This is a genomic window from Alcanivorax hongdengensis A-11-3, assembly GCF_000300995.1.
Classification (GTDB): Bacteria; Pseudomonadota; Gammaproteobacteria; order Pseudomonadales; family Alcanivoracaceae; genus Alcanivorax; species Alcanivorax hongdengensis.
In genome coordinates this window covers 85,987-111,283 of record NZ_AMRJ01000005.1, presented here as the reverse complement: position 1 = coordinate 111,283, position 25,297 = coordinate 85,987, and the positions used below count along the sequence as shown (strand labels likewise).

Annotated in this window: 21 protein-coding genes; 3 read left to right on the top strand and 18 right to left on the bottom strand. The window is 61.5% G+C overall.

All coding sequences use genetic code 11. The annotated features are described in order from the left end of the window. Nucleotides 1-91: 91 nt before the first annotated feature. The 18 genes from tilS to rpsB form a co-directional block, all read right to left on the bottom strand. Entirely contained in the window at nt 92-1,369 is a 1,278-nt protein-coding gene (gene tilS / locus A11A3_RS05515) for a tRNA lysidine(34) synthetase TilS (protein WP_008928283.1), read from the bottom strand. Further along, nucleotides 1,369-2,340 carry an acetyl-CoA carboxylase carboxyltransferase subunit alpha gene (locus A11A3_RS05510; protein ID WP_008928282.1) on the bottom strand — a complete coding sequence of 324 codons (972 nt, stop codon included), beginning with the start codon at nt 2,338-2,340 and terminating at the stop codon, nt 1,369-1,371. The genes tilS and A11A3_RS05510 overlap by 1 nt, the downstream gene beginning before the upstream one ends. Before the next feature lie 90 nt (nt 2,341-2,430). Beyond that, the gene (gene dnaE / locus A11A3_RS05505; RefSeq protein WP_008928281.1) at nt 2,431-5,934 is read right to left on the bottom strand and encodes a DNA polymerase III subunit alpha; all 3,504 of its coding nucleotides are present in this window, start codon (nt 5,932-5,934) and stop codon (nt 2,431-2,433) included. Continuing rightward, nucleotides 5,931-6,578, bottom strand: coding sequence for a ribonuclease HII (rnhB, locus tag A11A3_RS05500; protein WP_008928280.1), 648 nt, complete (start codon nt 6,576-6,578; stop codon nt 5,931-5,933). The genes dnaE and rnhB overlap by 4 nt, the downstream gene beginning before the upstream one ends. Beyond that, complete coding sequence (gene lpxB, locus A11A3_RS05495; RefSeq protein ID WP_008928279.1) at nt 6,578-7,723, bottom strand: lipid-A-disaccharide synthase; 1,146 nt, start codon at nt 7,721-7,723, stop codon at nt 6,578-6,580. The genes rnhB and lpxB overlap by 1 nt, the downstream gene beginning before the upstream one ends. A 1-nt stretch (nt 7,724) precedes the next feature. After that, nucleotides 7,725-8,492 (bottom strand): acyl-ACP--UDP-N-acetylglucosamine O-acyltransferase, encoded by a 768-nt coding sequence (gene lpxA / locus A11A3_RS05490; protein ID WP_008928278.1) that lies wholly within the window; start codon nt 8,490-8,492, stop codon nt 7,725-7,727. Nucleotides 8,493-8,560: 68 nt separating this feature from the next. Further along, nucleotides 8,561-9,001, bottom strand: coding sequence for a 3-hydroxyacyl-ACP dehydratase FabZ (gene fabZ, locus A11A3_RS05485; RefSeq protein WP_193353569.1), 441 nt, complete (start codon nt 8,999-9,001; stop codon nt 8,561-8,563). Between the two features lie 32 nt (nt 9,002-9,033). Beyond that, nucleotides 9,034-10,044: a UDP-3-O-(3-hydroxymyristoyl)glucosamine N-acyltransferase gene (gene lpxD / locus A11A3_RS05480; RefSeq protein WP_008928276.1), complete on the bottom strand. Its 1,011-nt coding sequence runs from the start codon at nt 10,042-10,044 to the stop codon at nt 9,034-9,036. Then, complete coding sequence (locus A11A3_RS05475; RefSeq protein ID WP_008928275.1) at nt 10,044-10,538, bottom strand: OmpH/Skp family outer membrane protein; 495 nt, start codon at nt 10,536-10,538, stop codon at nt 10,044-10,046. The genes lpxD and A11A3_RS05475 overlap by 1 nt, the downstream gene beginning before the upstream one ends. Nucleotides 10,539-10,548: 10 nt before the next feature. Beyond that, nucleotides 10,549-12,867 (bottom strand): outer membrane protein assembly factor BamA, encoded by a 2,319-nt coding sequence (bamA, locus tag A11A3_RS05470; protein WP_040296760.1) that lies wholly within the window; start codon nt 12,865-12,867, stop codon nt 10,549-10,551. A 44-nt stretch (nt 12,868-12,911) separates the two neighbouring features. Continuing rightward, a complete protein-coding gene (gene rseP, locus A11A3_RS05465; protein WP_008928273.1) occupies nt 12,912-14,219 on the bottom strand; it encodes an RIP metalloprotease RseP in 1,308 nt (435 codons plus the stop codon). Further along, nucleotides 14,213-15,385 carry a 1-deoxy-D-xylulose-5-phosphate reductoisomerase gene (gene ispC / locus A11A3_RS05460; RefSeq protein WP_008928272.1) on the bottom strand — a complete coding sequence of 391 codons (1,173 nt, stop codon included), beginning with the start codon at nt 15,383-15,385 and terminating at the stop codon, nt 14,213-14,215. Before ispC ends, rseP begins: the two co-directional genes overlap by 7 nt. Next, nucleotides 15,382-16,206 carry a phosphatidate cytidylyltransferase gene (locus A11A3_RS05455; RefSeq protein ID WP_008928271.1) on the bottom strand — a complete coding sequence of 275 codons (825 nt, stop codon included), beginning with the start codon at nt 16,204-16,206 and terminating at the stop codon, nt 15,382-15,384. The genes ispC and A11A3_RS05455 overlap by 4 nt, the downstream gene beginning before the upstream one ends. Next, nucleotides 16,206-16,988 carry a polyprenyl diphosphate synthase gene (gene uppS / locus A11A3_RS05450; protein WP_008928270.1) on the bottom strand — a complete coding sequence of 261 codons (783 nt, stop codon included), beginning with the start codon at nt 16,986-16,988 and terminating at the stop codon, nt 16,206-16,208. Before uppS ends, A11A3_RS05455 begins: the two co-directional genes overlap by 1 nt. A 97-nt stretch (nt 16,989-17,085) precedes the next feature. Further along, nucleotides 17,086-17,643 carry a ribosome recycling factor gene (frr, locus tag A11A3_RS05445; RefSeq protein WP_008928269.1) on the bottom strand — a complete coding sequence of 186 codons (558 nt, stop codon included), beginning with the start codon at nt 17,641-17,643 and terminating at the stop codon, nt 17,086-17,088. Nucleotides 17,644-17,659: 16 nt separating this feature from the next. Further along, nucleotides 17,660-18,397, bottom strand: a complete 738-nt coding sequence (gene pyrH, locus A11A3_RS05440; protein WP_008928268.1) for a UMP kinase — start codon at nt 18,395-18,397, stop codon at nt 17,660-17,662. Between the two features lie 244 nt (nt 18,398-18,641). After that, nucleotides 18,642-19,520, bottom strand: coding sequence for a translation elongation factor Ts (gene tsf, locus A11A3_RS05435; RefSeq protein WP_040296746.1), 879 nt, complete (start codon nt 19,518-19,520; stop codon nt 18,642-18,644). A gap of 65 nt (nt 19,521-19,585) precedes the next feature. Further along, entirely contained in the window at nt 19,586-20,350 is a 765-nt protein-coding gene (gene rpsB, locus A11A3_RS05430) for a 30S ribosomal protein S2 (protein ID WP_008928266.1), read from the bottom strand. 289 nt (nt 20,351-20,639) lie between these two features. Between rpsB and map the strand changes: the two genes are divergently transcribed. The 3 genes from map to dapC are packed head-to-tail and all read left to right on the top strand — an operon-like array spanning nt 20,640 to nt 25,279. Beyond that, nucleotides 20,640-21,416, top strand: a complete 777-nt coding sequence (gene map / locus A11A3_RS05425; protein WP_008928265.1) for a type I methionyl aminopeptidase — start codon at nt 20,640-20,642, stop codon at nt 21,414-21,416. Further along, a complete protein-coding gene (locus A11A3_RS05420; RefSeq protein ID WP_008928264.1) occupies nt 21,417-24,080 on the top strand; it encodes a [protein-PII] uridylyltransferase in 2,664 nt (887 codons plus the stop codon). 17 nt (nt 24,081-24,097) lie between these two features. Next, complete coding sequence (gene dapC / locus A11A3_RS05415; RefSeq protein ID WP_008928263.1) at nt 24,098-25,279, top strand: succinyldiaminopimelate transaminase; 1,182 nt, start codon at nt 24,098-24,100, stop codon at nt 25,277-25,279. Nucleotides 25,280-25,297 lie beyond the last annotated feature (18 nt).

Sequence of the window (25,297 nt, the reverse complement as noted above, 5' to 3'; positions counted from 1 at the left end):
GCTGCGCAAAGAATGACCGTTATTCCTGAAATTTCAGGAAATTGCGCTACATCAGGACGGGAGGAAATATTAACAGAACCCCCCTGCTGCCTCAATCGGCAATCGCCTCAATCGGCGATAAATGCCAAAGCTGGCAGTCCTGCGGGGCGACACTATCGGCCAGCCCCACCCCGGGCACGCAGACCAGCTCCTCATCCCGGTACAGTAGAGGCCACTGGCGACGCTGCCAGGGTGGCACGCCGGCGGCGCGCCACAGCTCGGAGACCTGCTGGTGCATGCCATTGCGCCGCAACCGCTCGCCGCCCCGGAAGGGTCTCAGTATCAAGCGTCCCGGCGGCACCGGCACCGGCACCGCCCCGGTACCGGGCCGCAGTTGCCAGGCGCCTAGCTGGCAGGCGCCCTGCTCAGATTGCCAGGCCTGCTCGCCGCGCAACGGTGCCAGTGCCGACAGGCGCAGACGATACAGCTGGCCCTGAAAACGGCGCAGCTGCCAACCGCCCCACTCCACCCGGGCCTGACGATCCGCCGGCGCGGCCAGCAGATCCTCGATCTGCGCCAGCACCGCCGCCGAAGGGGCCTGGCTTGCCTCGCGCCGCAACCACCAGCGCAACAGGTTGCGCCGGCGCGGACCGGATAGCGCCAGCAATGGCGCCACCTTGAGTGTCTCGCCGCGAGCCACCGCCTCGGCATCCTCTTCGGCACGCTCATCGAGCAGCCAGCCGGCTTCCTCAAGGTGGCGGGCATTGCGCGCCAGGGTCTCCACCACCGCCGGCCAGCGCTCGGCCAACAGCGGCAGCACCCGATGACGCAGGAAGTTGCGGCGCGGCGCCAGGTCCCGGTTGCTGGGGTCCTCAATCCATTGCAGCTGCCGACGCTCGGCCAGGGCCAGCAGCTCGTCCCGGCGGGACGCCAACAACGGCCGCCATATTTGCAGCGTGCCCCGCCGATGAAGGGGACGCATGGCGCCCAGGCCTGCAACACCGGTGCCTCGCAGCAGGTGCAGCAGCAACGTTTCCGCCTGATCATCCCGGTGGTGGGCGGTGACAACGGTGGCCCCGTCGGCCAGACTCTCCAGGGCCCGGTAACGGGCCTCGCGGGCACCGGCCTCCATCCCCTTGCCGGTATCCACCGCCACGGTCACCATTTCAAAGGCCAGGCCCAGGGCCGTGACACGTTCGCGACAGCACGCCGCCCAGTGATCACTGTCGGCCTGCAGACGATGGTTGATATGCACCACCCGCAGGCGCGGCCCCAGGCCGGCGCGGGTCAACAGATGCAACAGAACGGTGGAATCCAGCCCGCCGCTAAAGGCCAGCAGCAGGGGCCCGTCCGGGGCCTGGCCAGCCAGCGTGCGGGCGTCGGGGATCATTACTCGTCAGCGGGATCGCTGGTGACGTTGCCGTAGCTCATCAGACGCTGGTAACGGCGACTCAACAGCGCGTCGGTATCCATTTCGCCCAGGGTCGCCAGCTGTTTACTGAGCGCCTTGCGAATGGCCCTGGCCGTCTGGTCATAGTCTCGATGGGCACCGCCCAGGGGCTCCTTGATGACCTGGTCGACTATGCCCAGTTCGTGCAGACGCCCGGCGGTCAGGCCCATGGCCTCGGCGGCCTCCGGTGCCTTGTCGGCGCTGCGCCAGAGAATCGAGGCGCAACCTTCCGGGGAAATCACCGAGTAGGTGGAAAATTCCAGCATCTGCAGATGGTCGCAGACACCAATGGCCAGCGCCCCGCCCGAGCCGCCCTCGCCAATCACGGTGGCAATGATGGGCGTGTTCAGCTGTGACATGACCCGCAGGTTGCGGGCAATCGCTTCGGACTGGCCACGCTCCTCGGCATCAATACCGGGAAAGGCCCCCGGGGTGTCGATAAAGGTCAGCACCGGCATACGGAACCGCTCGGCCATTTCCATCAGGCGCAGGGCCTTGCGGTAGCCCTCCGGCTTGGGCATGCCGAAATTGCGGCGCACCTTTTCCTTGACCTCCCGGCCCTTCTGGTGACCGATAACCATTACCGGCTGGTCATCCAGTCGGGTAATACCCCCGACGATGGCCGGATCATCGGCAAAGGCACGATCACCGTGCAGTTCGTCAAAATCGCCGAAAATGCGTTTGACGTAATCCAGCATGTAGGGGCGCTTGGGATGACGGGAAAGTTGCGAGATCTGCCACGGCGTCAGGCTGGAGAAAATGGTCTCCGTCAGACTGATGCTCTTTTCCTGCAGCTTGCTCACCTCCTCGGAGATGTTCACTTCGCTGCCACTGCCGACCAGACGCAATTCCTCGATTTTGGCTTCCAGGTCCGCGATGGGTTGTTCAAATTCGAGGAAGTTTGGATTCATGTTTTACCCCTTGTCCGAATCGGCCCAAGTGTAGCCGCAAGCCGATGACAACGTCGAGACACGGCGGCAGGAACTCGGTTGCAAACTGTTTCAGTATTCCACTCGCACGCACTGGTCACCGAAACGGGTACGCAGCTCTTCCACCAGTGAATCATGGGGACTGACCTTCCAGCTGTCACCTAGCCAGAGGGTGGCATCTGCGGCCTGATGGGCCACATCCAGCAGTACCGGCGTGTTCCCGCCCTGGTAAGGCCCCAGCGCCTTCTGCAGGGAATCGGCCAAGGCATCCTGGGCCGGCACGGCGACCCTGAGGCGGCGGGCATAGGTTTCCCGCGCCTGGCGCATGTCCATCACCTCATCGGCCACCAGATTGAAGCCACCGGTATAATCATCACTGCGCACACCGCCCTTGAAGATCAGCAGGGTATCTTTCTGCACGATGTCGCCATACTGAGCAAAGGTCTTGCCAAAGACCGACACTTCCACCCGGCCGGTCTTGTCATCCAGGGTCACGAAGGCCATGCGCTCACCACTACGTTTGCTGCGGGTGATACGCAGGGCCACCACCAGCCCGGCCACCGTGGCGGCCTCCCCCTTGCCGGTTGGCTGCAGGGCGTTGAGCCGGGCGGACACGAACTGCATGACCTCGGTTTCGTACTGGTCGATCGGGTGACCGGTGAGGAACAGGCCCAGCGTGTCGCGCTCGCCGTTCAGCCGGGTATCGTCGTTCCAGTGACGCGCCGGTTTCCAGGCCACCGCAGTGGCCGGGCTTTCGTCCACGGCACCGAACATGTCCATCATGCCGGCGGCCTCGTTGCGGGCATCCTGATCGGCGGCGGCAATGGCATCCGGCAAGGTGGCCAGCAAGGTGGCACGGTCATGGAAATCGCCGTTGGGGCCCAATTTGTCCAGTACCCCGGCACGGACCATGGCCTCCAGGGAACGACGGTTGATCTTTTTCAGGTCAATGCGTCGACAAAAATCGAACAGGTCCTTGAAGTCGCCCTTGCCGTCATCCCGGGCAGAGACAATGGCATCAATGGGCCCTTCGCCCAGGCCCTTGATGGCACCCAGCCCGTAAACGATGTCGCCCTGCGGGTTCACCGTGAAGCGGTAGCCACAGGAATTCACATCCGGTGGCAACACCTGCAGACCCATGGTCTTGCACTCATCAATGAAGGTCACCACCTTGTCGGTGTTCTGCATATCCGCAGAAATGGTGGCGGCCATGAACTCCGCCGGGTAGTGCACCTTGAGCCAGGCGGTCTGGTAGGCAACCAGCGCATAGGCGGCGGAGTGCGACTTGTTGAAGCCGTAGCCGGCGAACTTCTCCACCAGATCGAAGATCTTCATGGCCAGGTCCGGGTCCACGCCCTGCCCCTTGGCCCCTTCCTCGAAGATGGCCCGCTGCTTGGCCATTTCCTCGGGCTTCTTCTTGCCCATGGCCCGGCGCAGCATGTCCGCACCGCCCAGGGTATAGCCGGCCAGTACCTGGGCGATCTGCATCACCTGCTCCTGGTACAGAATCACCCCGTAGGACGGCTTGAGAATCGGCTCAAGCCATTCGTGCTGGTATTGCGGGTCCGGGTAGGCCAGCGGTTCGCGACCGTGCTTACGGTTGACGAAATTGTCGACCATGCCCGATTCCAGCGGCCCCGGGCGGTACAGGGCCACCAGGGCGATGATGTCTTCGAAGACGTCGGGCTTGAGCTTCTTGATCAGCTCCTTCATGCCCTGGCTTTCCAGCTGGAACACGGCGGTGGTGTCACCGCGCTTGAGCAGATCGAAACTGCCACTGTCATCCAGTGGAATATGGTCGATGACCAGCTCGTCCTGCCCCTCGCGCTGACGCTTCACATTGGCGGCTTTCACCGCCCAGTCGATGATGGTCAGGGTCTTCAGGCCCAGGAAGTCGAACTTCACCAGGCCGGCCGCTTCCACATCGTCCTTGTCGTACTGGGTAACCAGGTTGGTGCCGTCTTCTTCACAGTAGAGCGGCGCAAAATCCGTGAGCTTGCCCGGCGCGATCACCACGCCACCGGCATGCTTGCCCACGTTACGGGTCAGGCCTTCCAGCTTGCGGGCCATCTCCCAGATCTCGTTGGCCGACTCCCGGTCGGAATTTTCGTCGCTGCTGAGAAACTCACGCAGGGTCTCTTCCTGCTCCAGGGCCTTTTCCAGGGTCATGCCCGGGGTGCCGGGAATCATCTTGGAGAGCCGGTCCGCCAGGCCATAAGGTTTGCCTTGCACCCGCGCCACATCACGCACTACCGCCTTGGCGGCCATGGTGCCGAAGGTGATGATCTGACTCACCGCATCACGGCCGTATTTGTCGGCCACGTAATTGATCACCCGGTCGCGCTTCTCCATGCAGAAGTCCACGTCAAAGTCGGGCATGGAGACCCGCTCCGGGTTAAGAAACCGCTCGAAGAGAAGGTCATAACCGATTGGATCCAGGTCAGTAATCTTCAACGCGTAGGCCACCAGCGAGCCCGCACCGGAGCCCCGGCCCGGCCCCACCGGCACCTCGTTGTCCTTGCCCCACTGGATGAAGTCGGCAACGATCAGGAAGTACCCGGGGAAGCCCATCTGGTTGATGATGTCCAACTCGAACTTGAGTCGGTCGTCATAGGGCTTGCGCTTTTCCGCATAGGCCGGGTCACTGTCATCCAGCAATGCCTTGAGGCGGTCTTCCAGGCCCTGCCGGGAGACATGCTCGAAGTACTGCTCGATGGTCATGCCCTCGGGGATCGGGAAATCCGGCAGGAAGTTCTCGCCCAGACGAATATCCAGGGTGCAGCGGCGGGCAATTTCCACCGTGTTCTGCAGGGCCTCGGGCAGGTCGGCAAACAGCTCCACCATCTGGTCGGCGGATTTCAGGTACTGCTCTTCGGAATACTTTTTCGGCCGGCGCGGGTCTTCCAGGGTATTGCCGTCATGGATACAGACCCGGGCCTCGTGGGCCTCGAAATCCTCGCGCCGGATAAAGCGCACATCGTTGGTCGCCACCACCGGCAGCCCCAGCTCGCCGGCCAGGGCCACGGTGGCATGCAGGCAGTCTTCGTCGCCCGGCCGCGAGGTGCGCTGCACCTCCAGGTAGAAACGGTCCGGATAAATCGCAGCCAGATGCGCAGCCAGCTCCCGGGCTTCCCGGGCCTTTTCGGCCAGCAGTAACTGGCCGACTTCGCCATGACTGGCGGCGGACAACACAATCAGCCCTTCGTTGAGCTCGGCCAGCCACTCGGCCTTCACCAGCGCCCTGCCCCGATCCTGGTTGGTTTGCCAGGCCCGGCTGATCAGCAACGTCAGATTCTGGTAGCCGACTTCGTTCTGTACCAGAAAAGATAGAGGTGTGGGCTCCTCCAGGTGGTGAGACTGCACCCACAGATCGGCGCCCATGATCGGCTTGATACCGGCGCCCATGGCCGCCTTGTAGAACTTGATCAGGGCAAACAGGTTGGAATCATCGGTGACCGCCACTGCCGGCATTTGCTGGGCGGCACAGCTTTTGATCAGTTCCTTGACGCGCACGACCCCATCGACCAGGGAATAATCCGTGTGCAGACGAAGATGGACAAAACGCGGTTCGCTCAAAATAAGTTTCCTTGCCTAATCGCATGGGCCACCGGACCGAAGGAGCGCCGATGTTCGCTCAGGGCACCGTGCTGTTCCAGGGCAGCCAGATGAACAGCGGTGGGATAGCCCTTGTGGCGGTCAAAACCATACTGGGGGTAACGCTCGTGGAGCTGCTGCATTTCCCGGTCGCGGGCCACCTTGGCCAGAATCGAGGCGGCGGAGATGGCCGGCACCCGCCCATCACCCTTGACCACCGCTTCCGCGGCACAGGGAAAATCAGGAATTCGGTTACCGTCCACCAGCACGGCATCCACGTCAAGAGGCAGTGCCGCCACCGCCCGCTGCATGGCCAGCATGGTGGCATGGAGAATATTGATCTGGTCGATTTCCGCCGGTTCTGCCCGCCCGAGGGCCCAGCCCAGAGCTTGAGACTTTATCTCAGCTTCCAGCTGCAAGCGCTTCTTTTCGGTTAATTTTTTCGAGTCGGCAAGACCGGCTATCGGGCGTGCGGGATCCAGCACCACGGCGGCGGTGACTACCGCCCCCACCAGCGGACCACGGCCCACCTCATCGACACCGGCCACACGCATGCCGTGGCACCATGTAAAGCGCGAGGGAATGAAAGGATCGGCCAGTCCGTATTCGGCGAACGGGTCGGACATCAGGCCTCCAGCAGCGCGGCCACCGCCTGGGCGGCCTTGTCACTGGCCCCGCCGCGCAGCTGTTCATGGACCGCCAGGAATCGTGCCTTGAGCTTATCCGCCTGGTCCGGCTGGTCGAACCAGTGACGCACCGCACTGACCACCTGCTTGACGGTGAGATCACCCTGGATCAACTCCGGCACCAGCGCTTCCCGGCACAGCAGATTGGGCAGGGAAACAAACTCGCTCTTGAGCAAACGGCTGACTATGGCGTGGGTGATCTTGCCGACCCGATAGCCCACCACCATGGGTTTGCCCAGCAGCAGACCTTCCAGGGTGGCGGTGCCGGATGCCATCAGCACCACATTGGCCGCGGCCATCACCGTGCGACTGTTGCCGTCCACCAGCGTTACCGGCAGGCCGGGCAACCGGTCCAGGTAGCCCTGAATCTGGTCCCGCCGGGCGGCGTTGGCCGCCGGAATAACAAAGTGCAGAGCCGGGTCCAGGCGCTCCAGCTGGTCCATGGCCTTGAGAAACACCGGCATCAGCTGGTCCACTTCCCCGCCCCGACTACCAGGCAACACCGCCAGCAGTCGCTGCTTTGCATCCAGGCCCAGTTCGGCACGGGCGCCCGCCACATCGGTTTGCAGGGCGATGGTGTCGGCCAGCGGGTGACCGACGAACGTTACCGGCACCTCATGCTCTTCATAAAAGCGCGCTTCGAACGGCAGCAAGGTGAGCATCAGGTCGATACTGCGCTTGATCCCCTTGATGCGACCCTGGCGCCAGGCCCAGACCGACGGGCTCACATAGTGAACTGTCTTGAGCCCGCGAGCATGCAGGCGTTTGGCAATGGGCAGATTGAAATCCGGTGAATCGATGCCGATCACCACATCCGGTTTTTCCGCCAGCAGGTGGGCGATCAGCTGCCGGCGCAGGCGCAGCAACTCCGGCAAGTGCGCGAGCACCTCGGTGATACCCATCACCGACAGCTTTTCCATTGGGAACAGGCTGACCTGGCCGGCGGCCATCATTTCAGGCCCGCCGACGCCGATGAAGCGGGCCTGCGGGTAGCGCTGTTGCAGGGCGCGGATCAGGCCCGCCCCCAGGATATCGCCGGACGCTTCCCCGGCAATCAGCGCGATCAGCGGGCCCCGGTCAGCCATGTCAGCGGGTAATCCCGCGGGTGGAAGCCCGCAGCGAATCGATCAGCAATTGCAGTTCCGGCCCCTGGGGCTGGCTTTCCAGCTCGGCAATGGCCTGTTCCAGAGTCAGGCCGCGACGGTAGACCGTCTTGTAGGCCTGGCGCAGGGCGCTGATGGTGTCCGCCGACCAGCCGCGGCGACGCATGCCCTCAAAGTTCATGCTGCGAGCCGTGGCCGGGTTGCCGGACACCATCACGTAGGCCGGGATGTCCTTGAGCACCAACGAACAACCGGAGGTCATGGCATAGGAGCCAATACGACAGAACTGGTGAACCCCGGTCATGCCACCCAGAATGACACCGTCGCCCACATGGGCGTGGCCGGCCAACGAGGCGTTATTGGCGAAGATGCAGTCATTGCCCACCATGCAGTCGTGGGCCACATGCACGTAGGCCATCAGCAGGTTACGGCTGCCGATACGGGTCAGGGACTGGTCCTGAACGGTACCGCGGTGGATGGTCACGCCTTCGCGAATGACATTGTCATCGCCGATTTCCAGGCGGGTGGGTTCCCCCTTGAACTTCTTGTCCTGGCACTCCTCCCCTACGGAAGAGAACTGGAAAATACGGTTGTTCTTGCCAATGGTGGTCGGTCCCTGAATCACCACATGGGAGGCAATAACGGTGCCGGCACCAATTTTCACATCGGCACCGATCACGGAATACGGGCCGACCTGCACGTCCTCTGCAAGCTCCGCGGCCGGATCAATAAGGGCGGTCGGATGAATCATCAAATCGTCGCTTAAGTTATTGTGTGACTGGATAGAGTATACGCCTGTTGCGGCGGCGTCAGCCCTGCTCAGACCCGCTGCTCGGCAACCAGCATTTCAGCGCTGGCAACCAGCTTGCCGTCCACCTTGGCCTCACAGGAGAACTTCAGGATATTGCGCTTGACCGTCAGGAAACGGGCATGCAGATGCAGTTGATCGCCGGGCACCACCTGACGCTTGAAACGCGCCCTGTCGGTACCGACCAGCAAGTACATGTAACCATCGCCCGGCTTCTTGTTTTCGGTAACAAAACCGAGGATACCGGCGGCCTGCGCCATGGCTTCCACAATCAGCACCCCGGGCATGATCGGGTCATGGGGGAAATGGCCGTTGAAGAAGGGTTCGTTGATCGTCACATTCTTGATGGCTTCAATGGATTCACCGGCTTGTACGTCGAGTACCCGGTCAACCAGCAAAAAAGGGTAACGATGGGGCAGGTATTCCCTGACCTCTTGGATATCCATCATCATGTATTCCACAGGCAAGTGCCGCACAGGCGGCGTTAATCGCTCGAACGTTCCAGCTTGCTGACGCGACGAGCCAAATCGTCAAGATTGCGGAATCGGGCCACATTCCGGCGATAACGGGACTGTTTGTCCACCGGCAGAGCGGAGCCGTAAGTGCCCGGCTCATTGATGGAGCTGGAAACCAGTGACATGGCCAGCACCTGGACCTTGTCACAGATTTCGATATGACCGGCGATACCGGCGGCACCACCAATCAGGCAATAGGCCCCGATTTTGGCAGACCCGGCAATGCCGGCCTTGCCGGCCACCGCCGTGTGATCACCGATGACCACATTGTGGGCAACCTGAATCTGGTTATCCAGAATGACACCATTACCGATCACGGTGTCCTCAATGGCACCCCGATCCACCGTGGTGCTGGCACCAATCTCCACATCGGCACCGATCCGCACGCCGCCAACCTGGTGCACCTTGGTCCAGCCCGCGCCATTGAAGGCAAAGCCGAACCCGTCCGCACCGATTACGCAATTGGCGTGTATGATAGTGCGCGGACCCAGTGTCACTCCATGGTAAATTGTAACATTTGGCCAGAGACGGCATGCGTCACCGATCACACTGCCGGCGCCGACCACCGTATTGGCCATGACCACCGCGCCCTCACCTACCCGGGCGCCCGCTTCCACGACCGCGTTGGGGCCGATACAGGCACTGTCAGCGACCCGGGCAGACGGATCCACCGTGGCGGCCGGATGAATCCCGGCCGCGGGCTGGGGGGCCACCTCGAAAAAGGCGCTGGCCCGGGCGAACGCCAGATACGGATCTTTTACCACCAGCGCGGCCACCGGACAGTAGTCCTGCTGCGACTCGGGCAGCAACACCGCCGCCGCCCCAGTGTTCTCCAGGAAGCTGCGGTAACGGGGATTGGCCAGAAAGGTTAACTGACTGCCAGTGGCGGACTGGATGGTCCCCAGTCCGTCCACCGGCGTGCTGGCGTCACCCACCAGGGTGGCGTCCAGCTTTTGGGCAAGTTCACCGAGAGTCAGCATTACTTCATCTTGTTCAGCTGTTTGCTCACCGCGTCGGTGATGTCCATGCCGTCTTCGGCGTAGATCACTGCCTGGGCGTTTACCACCAGATCCAGCTTCTTGTCCTTGGCGATCTTTTCCACCGCTTTTTGCAGTTTCGGCTGCATCTCCTCAAGGATGGCACGCTGGCCTTCGGAGGATTTCTTCTGCAGCTTGCGCTGCAGGCTCTTCAGTTCGATCACTTTCTGCTGGCCCTGGGTACGCAGCTCATCCACCTTGTCGGAAGACATTGTCATGCCATCCTTTTCCAGCTTCTGCTGCAGGCTTTGCACCTCGGCGCTCAGCTTTTGCAGGTCAGCCTGATCACTCTTCATTTCGGAATCCAGAGCGGACAGACGCTCCTGAACATGCTCGGACCCCTGCAGGGCAGCCAGCGGATCAATCACGCCCACGTTGCTGTCAGCCAGTGCCAGAGCGGGCAGAAAAACGGTCAGTGCAATCAACAATTTTTTCATTATTAAACTCCTAGAAAACCTGTCCCAGAGAAAACTGGAAGACTTCAGTATCGTCGCCAGGCTGGTCGTTCAGCGGCTTGGCAAGGTCAAAGCTGAGCGGGCCGATGGCCGTCAGCCAGGTCAACCCCACACCCACGGACGTGCGCATTTCATTCCATGAAACGTTATCCGCGGCATCGTTGAACTCGGTCTGGAAGACGTTGCCGGCGTCAGCGAACAGGAAGGTTCTCACGCTTCGCGAGTCAGGCGCAAAGGGTGTGGGGAAAATCAGTTCCAGGCTGGCCTCGGTGAGCAGGTTACCGCCCACCGGGTCCGGGCTGGGATCCACGGTGCCATTATCCACGTAGATCATACCCGGCGACCGCGGGCCCAGCGAGCGCGATTCATAGCCACGCACGGAGCCGATGCCACCGGAGTAGTAATTCTCGAAGAACGGCAAAGACTTGTCCTGGCCATAGCCGTCACCGTAGCCCACCTCACCGCGGGTACGGACGGTCCAGCGACGGGTCAGCGGGAAGTATTTCTGCCCTGACCAGTTCAGCTTGTAGAACCCGTAATCGGAGCCCGGCACCGCGACCTCCAGGCCCAAGGTGCTGGACCAGCCGCGATCCGGCAATACGCCCCGGTTCAGGGTGCTGGTCTGCAGGGAGATATTGCCCTTGTACTCGTTGAACTTGTCGCCGTATTCGTCGAGGAACTGGTAGATATCGTAGGCCACATAATCACCGGTGGTGATATCGGTCTTTTCATAGGTGGCGCCGAAACTCAGGCGTGAGTATTCGGAAATGGGATAGCCGAAGGTCACCGAGCCGCCCAGACGGTCCGCCGCGTAGGACGCCACCGAGGTCTGATCAAAGTCGATCTTGGAATAGAACAGGCTGAAACCGCGACTGACACCATCCAGGGTGTAGTACGGGTTGTAGTGCGAGAAGCTGTAGGAATCACGCACGTCGGAGCGACTCAGGGCGAACGATACCCGGTTACCGGTGCCGCGCCAGTTGTTCTGGGTAACATTGGCACCAAAGATGAAACCGGAGGAGTCGGAATAGCCAACATTGGCGCCAATGGACCCGGAAGGCTGCTCTTCCACCTTGTAGTCCACGTCTACCAGATCATCGGAATTGGGCACCCTGGGAGTGTCCGCATCCACGGTGCTGAAGTATCCCAGGCGCTGCAGACGCTGGCGGGACAGATCAATCAGGGAGGTGTTGGCCGGTGCCTGTTCGAACTGGCGCAGCTCCCGGCGCAAGACTTCGTCGTCGGTTTTCGCGTTGCCGGTAAAATTGATGCGACGGACATAGACCTTGTTGCCCGGGTCCACATAGAAGGTCACATCCACGGTGTTATTGTCGCTGCCGGTATCCTGCTCGACGCCGTGGACTTCCGCAAAGGTATACCCTTCGTTGCCCAGGCGACGCTTGATCAGGTCACTGGTATAGGTCACCAGCTGCTGACTGAATACCTGCCCTTTCTTGATCACCAGTAACGGACGCAGCTGGTTTTCATCCACCACCAGGTCACCGGCCAGTTTCACATCATTGACCGTGTACTGCTCGCCCTCGGCCACATTGATGGTAATGAACACATTCTTGCGGTCCGGAGTCACCGATACCTGGGTGGATTCGATGGAGAAATTGATATAACCACGGTCCAGATAATAGGAACGCAGGCGCTCCAGATCACCGGACAGTTTCTCTCGGGAATATTTGTCATCGCCCTTGATGAAGGACCAGAAATGAGACGGCTTGAGTTCGAAATCCTTGAGCAGGGTGTCGTCATCAAACAGCGTATTGCCAACGATATTGATATCGCGGATACGGGCCGCCTTGCCCTCGTAGATTTCGATTTTCAGCTCGACCCGGTTGCGCGGCAGCGCCACGGATTTGGTCTGGATATCGGCGCCATAGCGCCCCTGGGACACATACTGACGCTGCAGTTCGCCGGCAATGGCCTGCAGGGTGGAACGTTGGTAGACCTCGCCTTCCACCAGCCCGGCCTGCTTGAGGCCCTTGCGCAGGTTGTCTTCGTCAATGGACTTGTTGCCGGAGATATCAATCTTGGCAATGGTCGGCCGCTCGGAAACGATCACCACCAGATCATCGCCGTCACGCCCCAGCTGCACGTCCTCGAAGTTGCCTGTGGCAAACAGGCGCTTGACCGCGTCAGCCACCTGATCGTGGTCAATGCTGTCCCCTGCCTGAATCGGCAGGGCCGCGTAGACTTTCTCCACCGGTAACCGTTGCAGGCCTTCCACACGAATATCGTGAACCTTGAAAGGCAGGTTGGCGGTTGCCGCGTGTGTCATCGATGCTGCCAACAGGCAAAGCATCACCAGTAAGCCCCGCGCGGGGCCGAGCAGGATGTCCCCAAATCTCATGAAAACTGCCGCACCAAATCGTTATATATGGCCAATAACATGAAGCTGATAACCAGCGTCATCCCAATACCTTGAGCGGCAAGTAAAAACCGCTCGGACAAACTGCGACCGCGAATCATTTCAATGATTCCAAAGAAAATCCAGCCGCCATCCAGCATGGGCACCGGTAACAGGTTGATCACGCCAAGGGTGATGCTCAGGTAGGCCAGCAAGGCCAGAAAACTGGCCAGCCCCACGGAGGCGCTCTCACCCGCCACCTGAGCGATAGTGATCGGGCCGCCCAGGTTGTCCAGTGACAGTTTGCCGGTCACCAGTTTCACCAGGCTGGCCCAGACCACGGTAGTCTGTTCGCCAAAACGGCCCAGGGCGGCACTGACCGCCTGCACCGGTCCGAATTCACGCTGATAAAGGCCGCCCAGGGCCACCCCCAGCTGGCCATACTGCTTGCCATCGTGGGCCACGCTCTTGGGCGTGAAAGTGAGCGTCAGCGTCTCGCCATCGCGCAACACGCCGGCCTGCATGGCCGTGCGTGGATTGTCCATGATGGCCTGCTGCCAGGGGCCCCAGCCGTCCACCGGTTCACCATTGAGGCTCACCACCTGGTCACCGCGACGGAAACCGGCCTGCTGGGCCGGGCTGTCATCCATCACCTCGCCAATGACCACGGCCTGATGCAGGCCCAGCGCCGCCAGCGGGTCTTTTTCCGCATCCGCCGCCCAGGCACTGAGATCCAGTGCCCGCTCGGCGCGCGCCCCGGAAGGCGTGACCACGGTAACGTCCAGCGGCGGTTTTTCACCCAGATGCAGAATCAGCTGACTGATAAAGGGGCTCCAGCCCTGGATCTCGGCATCTCCGGCGGCAATGATCCGGTCACCGGGCTCGAAGCCCGCCTGCGCCGCCGCCGATGCCGGCGTCACCGGCCCCGAAATGGCCAGCAGATCGTTCTGGCCGTAGCCGAACATCAACGACCAGTAAATCAGCAGCGCCAGAATGAAATTGAAAACCGGCCCGGCAGCATAGGTAATCACCCGCTGCCATGCCGGTTTGCCGGAAAATTCACCCGGGGTATCAGCGGCGGTCTCGTCATCCCGGCAGTCCAGCGGTTTCACATAGCCGCCCAGGGGAATGGCACTGATCACCCACTGGGTGCCCTTCTTGTCGGTAAAACGCAGAATCTTGGGGCCGAACCCCACGGAAAAGGTGAGCACGCGAACGCCAAAGGCGCGCATGGCAAGAAAGTGACCCCACTCGTGGAAAGCCACAATGATGACGATGGTGACAACAAAGGCCAGGACCGTCAGCATCCGCGCTCCTTGATCTGTCGACGGGCCAGCTCACGGGCCTGTCGGTCTATATCCAGCACCGCTTCCACATCGTGACAGACCGGTGCGTCCAGTTTGCTCAGGGATTGCTCGACCACGGCGGCAATACCCATGAAATCCAGTTTGCCGGCCAGGAATGCCGCCACCGCCTCTTCGTTGGCGGCATTCAGTACCGCCGTGGCCGTGCCGCCGGTTTCCATGGCCTGGCGCGCCAGCCCCAGGCAGGGAAAACGCTGCAGGTCCGGGGCCTCGAAGTGCAGCCCCCGAAGCGTGGCGAAATCCAGCCGCCGGGCGCCGGACTCCACCCGCTGCGGCCAGGACAGGGCACAGGCAATGGGCGTGCGCATGTCCGGAGTGCCCATCTGGGCCAGCACCGAGCCATCCCGGTAGGCGACCATGGAGTGAATCACACTCTGGGGGTGGACCACCACCTCCACCATGGCCGGCGGGACATCAAACAACCAGCAGGCCTCGATAAACTCCAGCCCCTTGTTCATCAGGGTGGCCGAATCCACCGAGATCTTCGGCCCCATGTCCCAGTTGGGATGGCGAATGGCCTGCTCCGGCGTCACCGATTGCAGGGCACTGGCCGACCATTCCCGAAAAGGCCCGCCGGAGGCCGTCAGCAGCAACTGCTCGACGCCTTCGTTGACGCCTTCCAGGGGCAGGCACTGGAAAATGGCATTGTGCTCGGAATCCACCGGCAACAGCGTGGCACCATGCTCACGCACCGCAGTCATGAACAACTGGCCGGTAACCACCAGGGTTTCCTTGTTGGCCAGCAGTACCCGTTTACCCGCCTGCACCGCCGCCAGCGTGGGCCGCACACCGGCCGCGCCGACGATCGCGGCCACCACGGTATCGGCCTCCGGGTGGGCCGCCAGTTGGCACTGGGCATCAGGCCCGCCAAGCACTTCAACGTCAGACCCGGCCTCTCGCAGATGGTTCCGGAGGGCCGCGGCAGCGGCGTCATCGGCCATGGCCGCATAACGGGGTTTGACGGACAGACACAAACGGGCCATGGCCTGCCACTGACTACCGGCAGTCAGTGCCAGTACCCGATAATGGTCAGGATGGCGAGCCACCACATCCAGGGTCTGCTGACCGATACTGCCGGTGGCCCCCAGGATCGTGAGCTGCTGTGTCACAGACTGCCTCCGGGCAGGGAAAACCAGTTGAAGCCGGCCAGAGCAATAGGCAGAGCCGCGGTCACGCTGTCGATACGATCAAGCATGCCACCGTGGCCGGGCAGGATACTGCCACTGTCCTTGATGCCACGCTGGCGCTTAACCATGCTTTCAAACAGATCGCCCAGCGCCGAGGCCAGCACCGTCAGCAACGCCACGATCATCAACGACGGCAGGCTGGCCCCCAGCCAGCCAGCGGCAAACACGCCGGCCACCACCAGCAGGGCCAGCAATACACCGCCAATCAGCCCTTCCACGGTCTTGCCCGGGCTCACCAGCGGCGCCAGCTTGTGCTTGCCAAAGGCGCGACCGGCAAAATAGGCCCCGGTGTCCGCCGCCCAGACCCATAGCAGAATGAACAGCAGTGCCCAGGGCCCGCCCAGGCCCAGGGCGCCCTGGTCCTGCAACTGCACGATGGCCGCCCAGGAAGGCACCAGCAGCAACAGGCCGATGACCGCGAGCAAGGGCGCCCGGTACCAGTGGCGGGCATTGCCGGGATAGCCAACCACCAGTATCAGCGCCAGTAGCCACCACAGCGGCATGGCATTGAGCAGCCAGGCCGGCCGGTAGATTTCCGCCGCGGCCATGGCCAGCGCCAGCATCAGGGTCCACAGGGCTCTCAGCGGCAGGGTCAGTGGCCCCATCATGGCTGACCATTCCCAGCCCGCCACCAGGAAAAAGACACCGGCAATGATGGCAAAGGGCAGACGGTCGAGACCAAACATGGCACCGAGCACGACCGGTAGCAGTACCAGCGCGGTTATCACGCGCAGCTTGAGCATTATTGTTCTCCTTGCAGGCCGGCGACTTCCTCGCCGGAACGGCCGAAACGGCGCTGCCGGCCGGCATAATCATCCAGCGCCGCATCCAGGGCCGACGCATCGAAATCCGGCCACAGTAACGGCGAAAAGTACAGCTCGCTGTAGGCCAGCTGCCATAGCAGAAAATTGCTGATGCGCTGGTCACCGCCGGTGCGAATCAGCAGATCCGGCAGCGGCAGGTCCGCCATGCTGACCTGCTGCCCGAGAAGCTCATCATCAATCTGCTCCGGGCTCAGTTCCCCGGCAGCGACCCGGTCGGCCAGCACACGGGCCGCCTGGGCGATATCCCACTGACCACCATAGTTGACCGCGATCACCACCGTCATACGGGTGTTATCGGCGGTCAGGGCTTCCGCCTCTGCCATGCCCTGCTGCAATTCCCGGGCAAAGGCACTGCGCTCACCGATGAAACGGATGCGCACGGCATTGTCATGGAGCTCGGCCACCCGTGCCCCCAGCGCCTTGAGGAACAGCGCCATCAGGTGCTGCACTTCCGCCGGGGGCCGGCGCCAGTTCTCGGAGCTGAAGGCAAACAGGGTCAGCACTTCCACGCCACGCTGGGCGGCATGGCGAATGATCGCCTGGACCGCGCCCTCCCCGGCCCGATGCCCTTCCTCGCCGGGCAGCCCGCGAGTTCGCGCCCAGCGGTTGTTGCCATCCATGATGATGGCCACATGGCGCGGGAGCTTGCCCTGGTGACTGTCCAGATCGGGCGCATTGGAGCGGGGGGACTGACTGGCCATAATGTTTCCGCCTCAGCAGGCACGGCTGCAAAAAACAAAAACGGGCTGACATCTCAGCCCGGAATACAGTGTTTCAGGAGCGCAGGAACGACCGTTATCAAACGGTCATCAGCTCCTCTTCCTTCTCTTTGAGCATGCGGTCCGCCTCACCGACCATCTTGTCAGTGAGCTGCTGGATCTGCTCTTCACCCCGGCGCTGATCGTCCTCGGTGATTTCCTTTTCCTTGAGCAGTTCCTTGATGTCGGAATTGGCATCACGACGGATGTTTCGAATGGCTACACGGGCCTGCTCCACCTCGGCGCGAACCATCTTGACGAATTCGCGACGGGTCTCTTCGGTGAGCGGCGGCAGCGGCAGCCGGATCAGATCACCGGAGGTCGACGGGTTGAGCCCCAGATCGGAGGTCATGATGGCTTTTTCGATCTGCGGAATCAGGGTCTTGTCGAACGGCGAAATGGTCAGCGTACGGCCCTCTTCCACGGAGATGTTGCCCAGCTGCTTGAGCGGCGTTTCGGCGCCGTAGTAGTCCACAGTGATCCCGTCCAGCAGACTGGGATGGGCCCGCCCGGTACGCACCCGCTTCATGGCCGTATCCAGTGCTTCCAGGCTCTTCTTCATGCGGCTTTGCGCATCATCACGAATCTCGTTAATCACCTTGTGTCCTACCCTGTTATTTTGCAGCTTCTACCAGAGTGCCCTCGTTGCCACCCAGCATCAGGTTGAGCAATGCACCCTTCTTGTTCATATCAAATACACGCAGCGGCATGGCATGGTCGCGGCACAGGCAGATGGCCGTCAGGTCCATCACGCCCAGCTTCTTGTCCAGCACTTCGTCATAGGTGAGCACATCGTACTTCACCGCCGCCGGATTCTTCACCGGGTCATCATTATAAACCCCATCCACCTTGGTGGCTTTCAAAACCACATCCGCATTGATCTCGATGCCTCGCAGACAGGCCGCCGAATCGGTGGTAAAGAAAGGATTGCCGGTACCGGCACAGAAAATCACCACCTCACCGTTTTTCAGGTGACGGTTGGCATTACGGTGGTCGTAATGCTCCACCACCCCGCTCATGGGAATGGCGGACATCAGCCGGGTGCGGATATTGGAGCGTTCCAGCGCATCCCGCAGCGCCAGACCATTCATGACCGTGGCCAGCATACCCATGTGATCACCGGCGACCCGGTCCAGCCCGGCGCTTTGCAGGGCCGCGCCACGGAACAGGTTGCCACCGCCAACGACCAGGCCCACCTGCACACCAATGCCCACCAGCTGACCGATTTCCAGGGAAATCGCATCCAGCACCTTGGGGTCAATCCCGAACCCCTCGTCTCCCGCCAGCGCCTCACCGCTCAGTTTGAGCAGAATACGGTTGTAGCGCGGCGAGCGCTCCTTGTTCGTCGGCATTTCCTGATCTCCGCCACTCATGAATACCCGCCAATTTTGTCATACTGCCGGCTGCCGCCGACATGGATTCCACTCTTTGGCCACTGCCCCTGACCGGTGCACTAGCACAGTAACGGCCCGCACGACGGTTGCAAGTGATTTTACCCCTGTCACCGTTTTCGGGCCGAAAAAAACGCCTTGCTGGTCGGGCCAACAAGGCGTTTCTTCAGAGCCGCAAGGCTCCTACGCCAGACTTGACTACGCCTTAGCCCTTGGCCTGAGCCATTACCTCGGCAGCAAAGTCGACTTCTTCCTTCTCGATGCCCTCGCCCACGACCAGGCGCTCAAAGGCAACGATTTCCGCACCGGCACCTTTCACCAGAGCACCCACGGACGTGTTGGGATCTTTCACGAACGGCTGGTCCAACAGGCTCACTTCTTTCAGGAACTTGTTGATACGGCCGCCGAGCATTTTCTCAACGATTTCCGCCGGCTTGCCTTCCATGTCAGGCTGGGCACGGATGATTTCTTTCTCTTTTTCCAGCACCTCTGCCGGCACCTGGTCACCGCTGACCACCATCGGGGCCACCGCGGCCACGTGCATGGCAACGTCTTTGCCCAGCTCGGCGTCACCGCCTTTCAGGGACACCAGCACACCGATCTTGCCACCGTGAACGTAGGCACCGATGGCGCCTTCGGCTTCCAGCTTGGCGGCGCGACGGATCTGGATGTTCTCACCGATTTTCTGGATCAGCGCCTGGCGCGCTTCTTCCACGGTGGAACCGTCTTCCAGCTTCAGCTCGGCGATCTTGGCCGCATCGGTTTCAGCAGCATCCAGGGCAGCCTTGGCCACCTTGTCGGCGAAGCCCAGGAAGTTCTCGTCACGGGCAACGAAATCGGTTTCGGAGTTGATCTCCACCATCACGGCAACGGTGTTGTCGTCGTTGGCAGCAATCACCGCGACACCTTCGGCGGCGGTACGGCCGGCCTTCTTGGCCGCCTTGGCCTGACCGGACTTGCGCATGTCTTCGATGGCTTTCTCGATGTCACCATCGGCTTCCACCAGCGCCTTCTTGCACTCCATCATGCCAAGACCGGTACGCTCGCGAAGTTCCTTAACCATTGCAGCAGTTACAGCAGCCATGATTATCCTCTTAAACTTGGTTGTTTCGGTAAATCGGGCGGGCCTGTGAGCCCGCCCCCGACAGATCAGCCTTCGGCTTTCTCGCCTTCTTCTGCGGCGCCGCCGTCAACTTCAACAAATTCGCTTTCGCCACCGGTCTGGTTCTGGGCGTACTGCTTGCCTTCCAGAATGGTGTCAGCTGCAGCTTTCACATACAGCTGGATAGCGCGGATCGCATCGTCGTTACCCGGGATCACGTAGTCCACGCCATCCGGGTCGGAGTTGGTATCCACCACGGCTACTACCGGAATACCCAGTTTGCGGGCTTCCTGCAGGGCGATGTCTTCGTGATCCACGTCGATCACGAACAGGGCATCGGGCAGACCGCCCATGTCCTTGATACCACCGATGGAACGCTCGAGCTTGTCCATCTCGCGCTTGCGCATCAGCGCTTCTTTCTTGGTCAGCTTGTCAAAGGTACCGTCCTGGGCCTGGGCTTCCAGGTCACGATAACGCTTGATGGACTGACGGATGGTTTTCCAGTTGGTGAGCATGCCACCCAGCCAGCGGTGATCCACGTAGGGCATACCGGCACGCTGAGCTTCTTCACGCACGGCCTTCTGGGCGGCGCGCTTGGTGCCCACGAACAGAATCTTGTTGTTGCTGGCTGCCAGTTTGTTCAGGAACGCCATGGCGTCGTTGAACAGCGGCAGGGTCTTTTCCAAGTTAATGATGTGGATCTTGTTACGTGCACCGAAGATGTAGGTATTCATCTTCGGGTTCCAGTAACGGGTCTGGTGGCCGAAGTGCACACCGGCCTTCAGCATATCGCGCATGTTTACGCTAGACATTGGTTTTCTCCAACTTTGGGTTAGGCCTCCACGCCCCCGCATAAACCCAACCTTATGAGCATCCCTTGAAACAGGAATACAAGGCACCCGGGGCTATGTGACGGGGCATGTGTGATTTCCTTCCCTGACCACCCGCAGGTACAATGCAGCACCGGCGAGGAGCAGGAAAGCGCGCGCTTTATACCACAAGCGCCGGCCCCAGGCAACGAGAAAGGCGCTTTCCGGCGCTGTCACGGCGCCCTTCCCCATCGCCCAAGCCCATGAAATCGCTGGAGTTTCCTGAATTCTAATGACTGTCATCATTAAAACCCCGGAACAGATCGAAAAAATGCGCGAAGCCGGCCGACTGGCCGCCGAAGTGCTGGAGATGATCGGTGAATACGTGCAGCCCGGGGTCACCACCGAAGAGCTGGACCGCATCTGCCACGACCACATCGTCGACCGACAGCAGGCCATTCCTGCCTGCCTGGGCTACCGGGGGTTCCCCAAATCCGTGTGCACCTCGGTGAACCACGTGGTCTGTCACGGCATTCCCTCTGACCGCAAGGTGCTCAAGAAAGGCGACATCATTAATATCGATGTCACCGTCATCAAGGATGGCTGGCACGGCGACACCTCCAAGATGTACTTCGTGGGCGAACCGTCGGTACTGGCCAAACGCCTGGTGGAAACCACCCGTGAATGCATGCTCGAGGGTATCCGCATGGTCAAACCGGGTGTGCGACTGGGCGATATCGGCCAGCGCATCCAGAAACTGGCTGAAAGTGAGCGCTTCTCCGTAGTGCGCGAATACTGTGGTCACGGCATCGGCGAGGTCTTCCATGAAGAGCCCCAGGTGCTGCACTACGGCAAAGCTGGCACGGGACTTGAATTGCAGGAAGGCATGGTGTTCACCATCGAACCCATGATCAACGCCGGCAAAGCCGCCAACAAACTGCTGCCGGACGGCTGGACCGTGGTCACCAAGGATCGCAAGTTATCCGCCCAGTGGGAGCACACCATTGCCGTCACCGCGGATGGCTACGAAGTCCTCACCGCCCGCAGCGAAGAAACGGACCTTTACTAAGTGCAACCTTCGCTCAGTCAGGAACAACTGCAGGAGGCGCTGCAGAAAAGCGCCCAGCCCGGTCAATATGCCCGCCAGTTTCTCGAACAGGAACAGGCGCGACTTAACCAGGCCTTTGAAACCACCGACATCCAGGTGCTGGTCCGTGCCCGCGCCGAACTGGTCGACCGGGTACTGATCGCCGCCTGGTCCCTGTTCGGGCTGGCCGGGCGCGAGGGCGTGGCGCTGGTGGCGGTGGGCGGTTACGGCCGCGCCGAGCTGCACCCCTGCTCTGACGTGGACCTGCTGGTGCTGCTGGCCGATGACCCGTCCCAGCCGGTTCGCGACGGTCTGGAGCGTTTCGTCACTTTCCTGTGGGACATCGGCCTGGAAATCGGCCATGCGGTGCGCACCCTGGACGAATGCGTGGAGCTGGCCCGCGCTGACATCACCGTGGCCACCAATATCATGGAGGCACGCACCCTGGCCGGCAGCGACCGCCTGCGCGAACAACTGGAAGACCGCACCGGCCCCGAGCACATGTGGGATTCGGCGGCCTTTTTCGCCGCCAAATGGGAAGAACAGACCGACCGCCACCGCCGCTTCAATGACACCGAGTACAACCTGGAACCGGACATCAAGAATGCCCCCGGCGGCCTTCGCGATGTGCAGATGATCGCCTGGGTGGCCAAGCGGCATTTCAACGCCGACAGCCTGGAAGCCCTGGTTGACGTGGGTTTTCTTACCCGCGAGGAATACGGCGTGCTGCGCAAATGCCTGGATACCCTCTGGGAAATCCGCTGGCAGCTGCATGTGCTCACCGAACGCAACGAGAACCGCCTGCTATTTGACCACCAGCGCCAGCTGGCCACCCGCCTGGGCCATGAGGACTCCGACGCCAATCTGGCGGTGGAGCACTTCATGAAGGGCTTTTACCGCGTGGCTCTGGCCCTGTCGGTACTCAACGAAATGCTGCTGCAGCTGTTCGACGAGGTCATCCTGCGCGCCAACGAGCCGGAACAGGTACGCCCGCTAAACCGCCGTTTCCAGGTGCGCAACGACTACCTGGAAATCAGCCACCCGGACGTGTTCAAGGAAACGCCATCCGCCCTGCTGGAAACCTTCCTGCTGATGGCCCAGAACCCGGACCTGAAAGGCATCCGCGCCGCCACCGTGCGATCGCTGATTTTCCACCGGCGTCTGATCAACGATGCCTTCCGGGCCGACCCGGCCAACAACGCCCTGTTCATGCAGCTGCTGCGCAGCCCCCATTCGCTGTTCTCGCTACTGCGCCGCATGAAGCGCTACGGCATCCTCGGCAAGTACCTGCCGGAATTCGGCGGCATCATCGGCATGATGCAGTACGACCTGTTCCACATTTACACCGTGGACGCCCACACCCTGCTGGTGATCAAGAACATGCGCCGGCTGCGCTACGAAGACATGCGCGAGGAATTCCCGCTGGCGGTGGACGTATTCTACCGCCTGCCCAAGCCGGAGCTGCTGTATGTGGCCGGCCTCTATCACGACATCGCCAAGGGCCGTGGCGGCGACCACTCGGAGCTGGGCGCCGACGACGCCATTGCCTTTTGCCAACGCCATGGGCTGACTCCCTGGGATGGCAAGCTGGTGGCCTGGCTGGTGCGCAATCACCTGACCATGAGCGTCACCGCCCAGCGCAAGGACATCTCCGACCCGGAGGTGGTCTACGAGTTTGCCCGCAAGGTCGGTGACCTGGTGCACCTAGATTATCTCTACGTGCTGACCGTGGCCGACATCAATGCCACCAACCCCACCCTGTGGAATTCCTGGCGAGCCTCCCTGTTGCGCCAGCTCTACACCGAGACCAAGCGCGCCCTGCGCCGCGGCCTCAACAACCCGGTGGAAAAGCAGGACTGGATCGACGAGACCCGGGACGAGGCCATGAAAATGCTGGTGGACCGGGACTGCGATGCCGGGGCCATCGAAACCCTGTGGGCCAATATCGGCGACGAATATTTTCTGCGCGAAGCCCCCCGGGATATTGCCTGGCACACCGAAGCCCTGCTGCAACGTGACACCCCGGACGACCCGCTGGTACTGATTCGCGAATCCAGCCAGAGCGTGTTGGCCGGCGGCTCACAGATCTTCATCTACACCCCGGACACCCGCAACCTGTTCAGCGCCACGGTGAACGCCCTGGACAGCCTGGGCCTGACCATCATGGACGCGCGCATCATCACCAGTGCCGATGGCTTCAGCCTGGATACCTATATCGTGCTCGATGAACATGGCACCCCCATCGGTGAAGACCTGGCGCGCATTGAACAGATCCGCAAGACGCTCACCGAAACGCTCAAGCATCCGGAGCGCTTTGCCACCACCGTGAGCCGACGCATGCCGCGGCGCAACAAGCATTTCGACGTGCCCACCCGGGTGGTCATCAGCAATGATCTGACCAACGACCGCACCGCCGTGGATATCCAGACCCTGGACCGCCCCGGCCTGCTGGCGCACATTGGGCGCATTTTCATGCGCTTCGAACTGCTGGTGCAGAATGCCCGCATTGCCACCCTGGGCGAAAAAGCGGAGGACGTGTTCTTCATCACCGACCTGAACGGTGAACCGGTCTCCGACCCGGCCCTGTGCCAGCAGCTGCAGCAAACCCTGATACAAGAACTCGACGACAAGAACGGTCAGTCGTAAACGTTAAGAGCCCCTTTATGAATCCCGATCTGGAACGGTTACATCCCTATCCGTTTGAAAAGCTCAAAACCCTGTTTACCGGTCTGCCCGCCTCGGACAAGTCGCCCATCGCCTTGTCCATCGGCGAGCCCAAGCACCCGTCACCGGATTTTGTGCAACAGGTATTGCGTGACAACAGCGCCCTGCTGGCCAGATACCCGACCACCGCCGGCATCCCGGAACTGAGCCAGGCCATTGCCGACTGGCTGAAGCAGCGCTTCCACCTCAACAGCGTTGACCCCGCCGGCCAGGTTCTGCCGGTGAACGGCACCCGCGAGGCCCTGTTTGCCTTTACCCAGGCGGTGATCGACCGCCAGCGTCAGCCGCTGGTGCTGATGCCCAACCCCTTCTACCAGATCTACGAGGGCGCCACCCTGCTGGCCGGCGGTGAGCCGGTCTATCTGCCCTGCACGGATGCCACCGGTCTGCAGCCGGATTTCGATGCGGTCAGCGAGGACACCTGGATTCGCACCCAGCTGCTGTTTATCTGCACGCCGGGCAACCCCACCGGTGCCACCCTGTCACTGTCGCAACTCAAGGCACTGATCCAGCTGGCGGACAAGTACGACTTCGTGATCGCCTCCGACGAGTGCTACTCGGAAATCTACCGCGACAAGCCCCCCGCCGGCTTGCTGCAAGCCTGTGCGGCCCTGGGCCGCGATGACTACCGCCGTTGCGTGGTCTTCCACTCCCTGTCCAAGCGCTCCAACCTGCCGGGACTGCGTTCCGGTTTTGTGGCCGGTGACCGGGAAATCCTCGCCGGCTTCCTGCGCTATCGCACCTACCACGGTTGCGCCATGCCCATTCACCACCAGCTGGCCAGCATCGCTGCCTGGCAGGATGAAGCCCATGTGGCACACAACCGCGCCCTTTACCGGGAAAAGTTCGACGCCGTACTGGACATTCTCGGTGGCCCCCTTAAGGTATCCGCCCCGTCAGCAGGCTTTTACCTGTGGCCGAAAACCCCCATCAGCGATGAGGCCTTCGCCAAGCGACTGCAGGCGGAACAGAATGTCACCGTGCTGCCCGGCCGTTACCTGTCGCGCACCGTGAACGGCAAAAACCCCGGCAGCAACCGCGTGCGCATGGCACTGGTGGCACCGCTGGAGGAATGTATTGAAGGGGCAACGCGCATCAAGGCACTGCTGGATACCCTGTAGGAGCGTTAGAGGGAAACC